The sequence below is a fragment of the Martinezella sp. CNPSo 3959 genome, assembly GCF_057784355.1.
In genome coordinates this window covers 50,960-60,819 of record NZ_JBXSOV010000021.1, presented here as the reverse complement: position 1 = coordinate 60,819, position 9,860 = coordinate 50,960, and the positions used below count along the sequence as shown (strand labels likewise).

Here is a 9,860-nt window from a genome sequence, read left to right as displayed (position 1 = left end):
GCCATGATCACCCCACCCCGGCACTTTGTGCCGACCCTCCCCCTCAAGGGGAGGGTGTGAACAGCGACTTTGTAAACCCAAGAGATATGGATCTTTAGTGCCCCAAAAGCCCTCCAAACTCGATCGCTTCAAAATCGCTAATAGCCGCGCCGCCTGCGCGCCGGTTCAACCGATGCGGAAGCCAAGCTCTGGAAACAGCTGTGGCGCATTCCGATTGAGGGCACGCATTTTCGCCGCCAGGTTCCGATCGGGCGCTATTTCGCTGATTTCGCCTGTCATCAGATCGGTCTGATTATCGAGCTTGATGGCAGCCAGCATGCGGAGGATGCGGCAAGGCGTTACGATGTCGAGCGGACGGCCTTTCTTGAAGGCCAAGGCTATCATGTCGTTCGATTCTGGAATGCCGAGGTCATGGATGAGGTCGAGGCTGTTCTGGATACGATATTTGCCATTGTGCAGCAGCGGCAAATTTTGCTAGCAGAGGCCGACCGTTTTCACCCCACTCCGGCACGCCGTGCCGACCCTCTCTCTCAAGGGGAGGGTGAGGAACCTTGACATGCCCGATCTCCTTCTCGAACTCCGCTCCGAGGAAATTCCCGCCCGTATGCAGCGCAAGGCTGCCGGCGACCTGAAGAAGCTGGTGACCGATGCCCTGGTCGAAGCAGGTCTTTCCTATGAGGGTGCCAGGGAATATTGGACGCCGCGGCGCCTCACGCTCGATATTCGCGGTCTGACGGCGCGCTCGGCCGATGTGCGCGAGGAGCGCAAGGGTCCGCGTACCGATGCCAACGAAAAGGCAATCGAAGGCTTTCTGCGCGGCGCTGGCCTTTCTTCAATTTCGGAAGCCCAGATCCAAAGCGACCCGAAGAAGGGCGATTTCTACGTTGCGATCATTTCCAAGCCCGGCCGTGCCGCGGAGGAAATCGTTGCTGCGGTGATGCCCGACATCATAAGAAATTTCCCCTGGCCGAAATCCATGCGTTGGGGCAAGGCCTCGGTGAAGCCCGGCTCGCTGCGCTGGGTGCGCCCGCTGCAGTCGATCGTCTGCACCTTCGGCACCGAACATGAAGAAACCACGGTCATCCCCTTCGAGATCGACGGCATCGTCGCATCGAACGTGACCTACGGCCATCGCTTCCATGCCCCCGGCCCAATCACGGTCAAGCGTTTCGAGGATTATGCCTCGAGCCTGGAAAAGGCCTATGTCGTTCTCGATGCCGAACGCCGCAAGGACATCATCCTGCATGATGCCCGCGACGTCGCTTTCGCCAACGGCCTCGAGCTGGTCGAAGACGAGGGCCTGCTGGAAGAAGTGTCCGGCCTCGTCGAGTGGCCGCAGGTGCTGATGGGCTCCTTCGAGGAGGATTATCTCTCGATCCCGTCGGAGATCATCCGCCTCACCATCAAGACCAACCAAAAGTGTTTCGTCACGCGGCCATCGGCCGGTGAGACGCTGTCCAACCGCTTCATTCTCGTTGCCAATATCCAGGCGACGGACGGCGGCAAGGAAATCATCCACGGCAACGGCAAGGTCGTGCGCGCCCGTCTGTCCGACGCGCTGCATTTCTGGAAGCGTGACCAGGGCGATCTGCCCGATCTCGAAACGCTGGAAGCCTCCGCCAAGAAGTTCGACCTCGATCTGAAGAAGCCGCTCGACCAGCGTATGGCAAAGCTCGACGCGCTCAACGTCACCTTCCATGCCAAGCTCGGCAGCCAGGGCGAACGTGTCGCCCGCATCCGCGCGCTGGCCGCTGACCTCGCCAAGATTACCGGCGCCGATGCCGCTCTGGTCGACCGTGCCGTCGTGCTTGCCAAGGCCGACCTACGCACCGAAGCCGTCGGCGAATTCCCCGAACTGCAGGGCGTCATGGGCCGCAAATACGCATCGCTGCAGGGAGAGAACGTCTCGGTGGCGACGGCGATCGAAGATCACTACAAGCCGCAAGGCCCGTCCGATCGCGTTCCCGAGGACAAGGTTGCGATCACGGTAGCGCTTGCCGACAAGCTGGATACGCTCGTCGGCTTCTGGGCGATCGACGAGAAGCCGACGGGCTCGAAGGACCCTTACGCGTTGCGCCGCGCGGCCCTAGGTGTCGTCCGTATTTTGCTGGAGCGGGGCGTGCGCCTGCCGCTGCTTGCGACCACCAAGGATGCCGACCTTCTCGCCTTCTTCCATGATCGCCTCAAGGTCTATCTGCGCGATCTCGGCGCCCGCCATGACCTGATCGACGCCGTGCTGACGCCGGAAGCTGACGACCTGCTGATGGTCGCCCGCCGCGTCGAGGCGCTGACGGCCTTCATCACCTCCGAAGATGGCAAGAACCTGCTCGCCGGCACCAAGCGTGCCACCCAGCTTCTTGCCGCCGAGGAGAAGAAGGGTACCGTCGTTGCCGATGGTGTTTCGGACGCCTTGCTGAAGCTCGATGCGGAGAAGGATCTCTTTGCCGCCGTCAAGGCCGCCTCTGCCGAGGCCTCCGACGCGATCGCCAAGGAAGATTTCCGCTCGGCCATGGCAGCCCTTTCCAAGCTGCGCACACCGGTCGACCGCTTCTTCGAAGACGTGCTCGTCAATGACGAAGACGCCGCCATCCGCGCCAATCGTCTGGCGCTGCTGCGCATGATCCGTGAAGCAACCGGCACGGTCGCCGACTTCTCGAAGATCGCGGGATAAGACATGGGGTCGCGATGACCGGAAAGATCCTCGTCAGCGCCTGCCTCATGGGCCATGCCGTCCGCTATGACGGCCGCTCCAAGCCGCTTGTCCATCCGGCGATCGATCGCTGGCGCGAAGAGGGGCTGTTGGTGACGATCTGCCCGGAAATGTCTGCGGGCATGGCGGTTCCAAGACCACCGGCCGAGATTGCCGGCGGCGCCACCGGCGAGGACGTGCTTGCCGGCATCGCAAGGGTGATGGAGATCACCGGCGGTGATGTCACGGCGGAGTTTCGTCAGGCGGCGGAAAATGCGCTGGCGCTCGCAACGGAAACCGGCTGCCGCTATGCCCTCCTGATCGACGGAAGCCCGTCCTGCGGCTCGGGCTTCGTCTATGACGGCTCATTTTCGGGTGACCGGCAGAGTGGCCGGGGCGTTACGGCGGCGCTGCTTAAACAGGCCGGCATCGAGGTCTATTCCGATCGCGAGATCGACCTGCTCGTTGAGCGTCTGAAGGTCGCAGACTAACGCAGCAAAAGCTTTACTCAAAAGAAAACCGCCGGATGCGAGCCCGGCGGTCTCCCATTTTTACAACTGTACTGATCAGGCGGCGCGGCGACGATGATCCGCAGCCGGTTGGCCTTCGTTGACACGGAAACCGCGAATGAGGGCGAGGAGATCTTCCGTGTCGGCGGCGAGTGTCTCGGCCGATGCGGTGGTCTCTTCGGCCATGGCGGCGTTCTGCTGCGTGGCGGCATCGAGCTGGTTCATCGAAGAGGAGATCGAGCGCAGCGTCGTATCCTGCTCGGAGGCGCTGTGGGCGATCTTCGAGACGATCTCGTTGGCAGCTTTGATCTGACCGGAGATGCGCTTCAGCGCTTCGCCAGCCTCGCCGACGAGACGGACACCCTGGTCGACTTGACCGGAGGAGCGGGCGATCTGGTCCTTGATCTCCTTGGCGGCTGCGGCGGAGCGCTGGGCGAGTTCACGCACTTCCTGGGCGACGACGGCAAAGCCCTTGCCGGATTCGCCGGCGCGAGCCGCCTCGACGCCGGCATTCAGCGCCAGAAGGTTGGTCTGGAAGGCGATCTCGTCGATGACGCCGATGATCTTGCCGATTTCGGCCGAGGACTTCTCGATGCCGCTCATCGCCTCGATTGCCTGGGCAACCACGGCATCGCTGCGCGATGCTTCGGCGCTGACGGCATGAACGCGCTTGCTGGCCTCGTCGGCGCCTTCCGCGGTCTGGCGGACAGCGACGGTCAGCTCGTCGAGTGCCGCCGAGGTTTCTTCCAGGCTGGCGGCCTGACGCTCGGTGCGCTGCGACAGTTCGTTGGAGGCGCGACGGATTTCTTCCTTGCTAAGGCCAATGTCGTTGCCCTTGGCATTGACGCGGCCCATCGCGGCTTCGAGATGCGACAGCGCTTCGTTGAAGTTGTTGCGAAGGCCGGCATAGCTGGTGCCGAGATCGCCGCACCGTATCGTCAGGTTCCCCTGGGCAAGATCTTCAAGCGCCCGACCGATGACAGAGACGACGCGCGCCTGTTCGTGGGCCTCGTCCTGCTGCTGGCGCAGGTTCTGTTCGCGCTCATTGCTGATTTCGAGTTCCTGTGCAGCCTGGCGGTCGGCCAGCATGTGGCGCTCGCGGATCTTTTCCTGCAGCGCCTGGGTCGCTTTCGCCATCAGGCCGATTTCGTTGCGCATCTCGGCATGCGGAATGGCCATCTTCACATCTTCGTCGGCCACGGCCTTCAGTGCGGCATGGACGTCGGCGAGCGGCTTCGTGATGCCGCGGATGAAGTAGATCGCGGCGCCGATGCCGATGACGAAGACGATGCCGCAGATGAGCAGGGCGCGCCACATCGTTGCATTGATCTGCGCATCCAGGTCGTCCATGTAGACGCCGCAGCCGAGCACGATCTGCCAGGGCGCGAAGGCGGCCGAATAGCTACCCTTCAGGAAGAAGTCGGTGCCGGGATGGCCGGGCTTGTTCCAGTAATAGATCGTGCGACCGCCGCCCTTGATCGCCTTCTCGACCATTTCCTTGCTGAAATGGGTGCCGTTCTTGTCGACTTGGCCGGACATGTCCTTGCCGATATTGACCGGGCTCGGGTGAATGCGCTGTATGACGTTATAGTCGAAGCCGAAGAAATAGCCCGCCGGCGCGAAGCTGACATGCGACAATACCTTGAAGGCCTCGGCTTGAGCCGCCTCATGAGTCATCTCGCCGGATTTTTCGCGCTGATAATACTGGTCCAAAATGGAGATGCCGGATTCGACCTGCGTGCGCAGCATGTCGAAACGGTCGCTATAGATAGAATCGGCCTGCGACCGGATCTGGAAATAGGTCGCCACGGCGAAGGCGGCCATCAGGACGCCGAGCAGGGCAAATAGTTGATGCGAAATCTTGAGATTCTTCATGGTGCCTCCCACAGGGGTGAATACCGGTGCGGTATCCTACCGCCTGTGCGATCGCCTGAGAGATACTCAATACGTTTGCCGCCGCTTAAATGACATGCTGCTGTCCGGTGGCAGTAAAATCGCTGTTTATGTCTAAGAAAGCTTTAATTGTAGGGATTTGGTTGTATTTAATTTGGAATTAAACCGGAGATACGTGCGGGAATTGTAAGTAATACGAAATTTTACTTGGTTATGCCGTCGAGGAGACTTTGAGATTTGCGGCAGTTATTTAGGCCTATCGAATATTGTGAGGATATATTTATAAGTATGAATATAGTCGGCATCCCGCAAGCGGCCAAGCGTTACCAAGGCGGCTTGCGGGGCTTATTGGCGAAGCTGGAAGGCGGAGATATCGAGCGGCGCAGGTTCGCGAGTTGTGGATGAGTTCGGCAAGGCCGCCGTTCGAGCCGTCATGTCGATGCCGTCGACGGGCTCACCGGCGGCGGCAAGCGCTTCTGGCGTAGGCTTGCTGACGAAGTTAACAGGCGAGCCACCCATCCAAGCTTCGGTGCGGACGACCTTTTTCTGACCATCGATATCACGCACGACGACGGATTGCGTGCCGGGTTCCAGCGTCGGCACGGTGTATTCTTTTTCCGTGACGGGAGGCTTCAGCGGAGGACATTCGGCGCAGCTCTTGTTGATAATGCTGCCCCTGCCGCCGATCATCGTGCCGTCGATCGGCTGGATCGACGAGGCCATGGCGGAACCGCCGGCCAGTACGCACGCCAAGGTCACAAAGAAGGAACGCATAACCAAGAACTCCGCCTATAGTGACGAAGACATTAGTGTGGCTTTATTTCCATCCCGTCAGGAGATTAGGTAAAAATTTAATGGACTTGCGATTGCGGAACCGAAGTGATGTTTACTTTTCGCGCTCCACTGCACGCCATCCGATATCATTGCGATAGAAGCCGTTGTCCCATTTCACTTCGCCGGCAAGGGCATAGGCGCGTTCTTTTGCTTCGCCCACAGTCTTGCCTGTCGCAGTGATGTTGAGGACTCGCCCACCCGTCGCAACGAGCGCGCCGTCCTTCAAGGCTGTGCCGGCATGAAACACTTTCTCGCCTTCGCTGTCGGCCGGCAGCGCCGCGATTGGTGTGTTCTTGGCGTAGGAGCCGGGATAGCCCTTGGAGGCCATGACGACGGTTAGCGCCGGATCCTCGCTCCATTCGGCCGTCACCTGATCCAGCGTACCCTTGGCGCAGGCATAGAGCATCGGCAGGAGGTCGCTCTTCAGCCGCATCATCAGCACCTGGCATTCCGGATCGCCGAAGCGGACATTGTATTCGATGAGTTCAGGACCCTTGGCGGTGATCATCAGCCCAGCGAAGAATACGCCGCTGAAGGGATGGCCGCTTTCGGCCATGCCGCGCATCGTCGGCTCGATGATTTCCTTCATGGTGCGCTCAACCAATTCGGGCGTCATCACGGGGGCAGGGGAATAGGCGCCCATGCCGCCGGTGTTCGGGCCGGTATCGCCGTCGCCGACGCGTTTGTGGTCCTGTGCGGTCGCAAGCGCCAGCGCATGCTTGCCGTCGCAAAGGCAGAAGAAGCTTGCCTCTTCGCCATCGAGATAGGCTTCGATCACCACTTCCGCGCCAGCCTCGCCGAATGCACCCTCGAAGCAATCGTCGATTGCGGCCAGCGCTTCGTCGATGGTCATGGCGACGGTGACGCCCTTGCCCGCCGCAAGGCCGTCCGCCTTGACGACGATCGGCGCGCCTTGAGCGCGGACATAGGCTTTCGCCTTCGGTGCATTGTTGAAGCGTTGATAGGCGCCGGTGGGAATATTGTAGCGGGCGCAGATATCCTTGGTGAAACCCTTCGACCCTTCGAGCTGGGCGGCGGCTGCAGAAGGGCCAAAAACGGCAATGTCGGCGGCGCGCAGCTTGTCGGCGATGCCGGCGACCAAGGGTGCCTCGGGGCCGACGACGACGAAGTCGATGGCCTTGTCCTTGCAGAAGGCGACAACAGCGTCATGGTTGTCGATATCGATCGGCGCAAGCATCGCATGTTCAGCAATGCCGGGATTGCCGGGTGCGGCATAGAATTCCGTCATGAGAGGCGATTGCGCCAGTTTCCAGGCCAATGCGTGCTCGCGTCCGCCCGATCCGATCAACAGAACTCTCATGGCTTGCCCTTTCGTTGCGTCCTTTTGCGCGGTTAAGGGGGCTTGAGCCAAAGGTCAAGCGGCAAATCCTGTGGAGGCAGGGCTGGCAACATTGCCATGCCTTTTTATCCCGTTAAAGCGGAAGCGGCTTCGCCCTCCACGCCATCTCCGCGCACGGATTGGCGTGTTCCGCGACGAAAACCGCTTCTTATGTCCGCGGGATCATGCTTATGGTCCCCTTTACGATTGTCCAGTTCAGAGAGACACATGTCCGCCGATATCCGTTCCCTTGCTGCTACCATCGCCGCCGAGATCAACTCCCGCCCGGATCAGGCCAAGGCCGCCATCGAGCTCTTGGACGAAGGTGCAACGGTGCCCTTTATCGCCCGCTACCGCAAGGAAGTGACCGGTGGCCTCGACGATACGCAGCTTCGTACTCTGTCGGAACGTCTGGTCTATCTGCGTGAGCTGGAAGCCCGCCGCGCCGCTATCATCGAATCCATCACCAGCCAGGGCAAGATGACCGACGAGCTGATGAGCAAGGTTGCAACCGTCGGCACAAAGGCTGAGCTGGAAGACCTTTATCTGCCCTACAAGCCGAAGCGCCGCACGCGCGCCGAAATTGCGAGGGAACGCGGCCTCGGCCCATTGGCCGACACGATCCTTGCGGATCGCTCCAAAGAGCCCGCGGTTCTCGCCGAAGGCTTTATCACGGCCGATGTGCCTGACGTGAAAACGGCGCTGGAGGGGGCGCGCGATATCATCGCCGAAGGCATTGCCGAAAATGCCGATCTGCTTGGCAAGCTGCGCAATTACATGAAGACCAACGCGACGCTTAAGGCTGCAGTCGTCGATGGCAAGCAGGAGGCAGGCGCCAAGTTCTCGGATTATTTCGCCCATCAGGAGCGCTGGGCGACGGCTCCCGGTCATCGCGCGCTTGCCATGCTGCGCGGCTGGAACGAGGAAGTCCTGACACTGAACATCGAAATCGATACCGACGCCGTCTCACCCAACAAGCCGGTCGAACGCATGATCACTGCGGCCTATGATATCGGCGCAAACCGGCCCGGCGACCGCTGGCTGACGGAGGTCGCAAGCTGGACCTGGCGTGTGAAGCTTTCGATGTCGCTGTCGCTCGATCTAATGCGGGAGCTGCGCGAACGCGCAGAAGAAGAAGCGATCCATGTTTTCGCCCGCAATCTGAAGGATCTGCTGCTGGCAGCGCCTGCGGGTTCGCGCGCCACGATGGGCCTCGATCCGGGCATCCGCACCGGCGTCAAGGTTGCCGTGGTCGATGGCACGGGCAAGCTGCTGGAGACGACGACCGTCTATCCCTTCCCGCCGAAGAACGACGTGCGTGGCACGCAGGCGACGCTGGCCGCACTTATCCGCAAGCACAAGGTTGAACTGATCGCGATCGGCAACGGCACAGGCAGCCGCGAAACCGAAAAGCTGGTGGCCGACATGCTGGCCGAACTGCCGGCGCCGAAGCCGACCAAGGTCATTGTTTCCGAAGCCGGCGCATCGGTCTATTCCGCCTCGGAAACGGCGGCGCTGGAATTCCCCGGGCTCGACGTCTCGTTGCGCGGCGCCGTCTCCATCGCCCGCCGCCTGCAGGATCCGCTGGCCGAGCTGGTGAAGATCGAGCCGAAGTCGATCGGCGTGGGCCAGTACCAGCACGATGTCGACCAGCAGAAGCTATCGCGCTCGCTGGACGCCGTGGTCGAAGACGCGGTGAATGCCGTCGGTGTCGACTTGAACACGGCGTCTGTGCCGCTGCTTGCCCGCGTTTCGGGCCTTGGGCCTTCGATTGCCGAAGCGATCGTTCGGCATCGCGATGGCGAAGGGGCCTTCGAGACGCGGCGCGATCTCCTGAAGGTCGCCCGTCTCGGCCAGCGCACCTTCGAGCAATGCGCCGGCTTCCTGCGCATTCCGAACGGCAAGGAGCCGCTCGACGCTTCCTCGGTACATCCGGAAGCCTATGGCGTCGCCAAGAAGATCGTAGCCGCCTGCGGCCGCGACCTGCGCACGCTGATGGGCGATACGGCAGCGCTGAAGGCGGTCGATCCCCGTCAGTTCATCGACGACAAGTTCGGCCTGCCGACCGTGCGCGACATCATCGCCGAACTGGAAAAGCCGGGGCGCGATCCGCGCCCGAGCTTCAAGACCGCAACCTTTGCCGAAGGCGTCAACGAGATCGGTGACCTCAAGCCGGGAATGCTGCTGGAAGGAACTGTCACCAACGTCGCCGCCTTCGGCGCCTTTGTCGATATCGGCGTCCATCAGGACGGTTTGGTGCATGTCTCGCAGCTGGCGGATCGCTTCATCAAGGACCCGCATGAGGTCGTGAAAGCCGGCGACGTCGTCAAGGTCAGGGTCGTCGAAGTCGACGCGAAGCGTAAGCGAATCGGCCTCTCCATGCGCAAAGATGGCAGCACTGTGGCAGCCCCGTCCGGCCGGGACACACGCGAACAGGGTGGTCCGCGCAGCGCTGGCGTTACGGGAAATACCCGTCCGAAGGCCGAACAACAGGGTAGTTTTGGGGCAGCGTTGGCGGACGCATTCAAACGAAAATAAGGACTTAGCGGAACTTCGTGCAAGAATGTCACACTCTGGCAGCGTTGTTGTCAGAGTG

Annotated in this window: 7 protein-coding genes; 4 read left to right on the top strand and 3 right to left on the bottom strand. The window is 61.2% G+C overall.

Annotation, left to right across the window (positions count from 1 at the left end; translation table 11 throughout):
- The first annotated feature begins 153 nt into the window (after positions 1 to 153).
- Genes AC13RE_RS27730 through AC13RE_RS27720 form a run of 3 tightly spaced genes read left to right on the top strand, consistent with a single transcriptional unit; the run spans position 154 to position 3,180 of the window.
- On the top strand, positions 154 to 555 hold the full coding sequence (locus AC13RE_RS27730) for an endonuclease domain-containing protein (protein WP_488565299.1): 402 nt from the start codon (positions 154 to 156) through the stop codon (positions 553 to 555).
- Position 556: 1 nt separating this feature from the next.
- Entirely contained in the window at positions 557 to 2,671 is a 2,115-nt protein-coding gene (gene glyS / locus AC13RE_RS27725) for a glycine--tRNA ligase subunit beta (RefSeq protein ID WP_488565297.1), read from the top strand.
- Between the two features lie 14 nt (positions 2,672 to 2,685).
- Positions 2,686 to 3,180: a 2-thiouracil desulfurase family protein gene (locus AC13RE_RS27720; protein ID WP_488565296.1), complete on the top strand. Its 495-nt coding sequence runs from the start codon at positions 2,686 to 2,688 to the stop codon at positions 3,178 to 3,180.
- Positions 3,181 to 3,255: 75 nt separating this feature from the next.
- Here AC13RE_RS27720 and AC13RE_RS27715 read toward each other — a convergent pair whose 3' ends face one another.
- The 3 genes from AC13RE_RS27715 to purD all read right to left on the bottom strand — a co-directional run bounded on the left by AC13RE_RS27715 (position 3,256) and on the right by purD (position 7,246).
- Complete coding sequence (locus AC13RE_RS27715; RefSeq protein ID WP_488565295.1) at positions 3,256 to 5,073, bottom strand: methyl-accepting chemotaxis protein; 1,818 nt, start codon at positions 5,071 to 5,073, stop codon at positions 3,256 to 3,258.
- Between the two features lie 363 nt (positions 5,074 to 5,436).
- Positions 5,437 to 5,865 carry a plant virulence effector HPE1-like domain-containing protein gene (locus tag AC13RE_RS27710; protein ID WP_488565294.1) on the bottom strand — a complete coding sequence of 143 codons (429 nt, stop codon included), beginning with the start codon at positions 5,863 to 5,865 and terminating at the stop codon, positions 5,437 to 5,439.
- 112 nt (positions 5,866 to 5,977) lie between these two features.
- Positions 5,978 to 7,246, bottom strand: coding sequence for a phosphoribosylamine--glycine ligase (gene purD, locus AC13RE_RS27705; protein ID WP_488565293.1), 1,269 nt, complete (start codon positions 7,244 to 7,246; stop codon positions 5,978 to 5,980).
- A 246-nt stretch (positions 7,247 to 7,492) separates the two neighbouring features.
- Here purD and AC13RE_RS27700 point away from each other — a divergent pair, with 246 nt between their 5' ends.
- Entirely contained in the window at positions 7,493 to 9,802 is a 2,310-nt protein-coding gene (locus AC13RE_RS27700) for a Tex family protein (RefSeq protein WP_488565292.1), read from the top strand.
- Positions 9,803 to 9,860 lie beyond the last annotated feature (58 nt).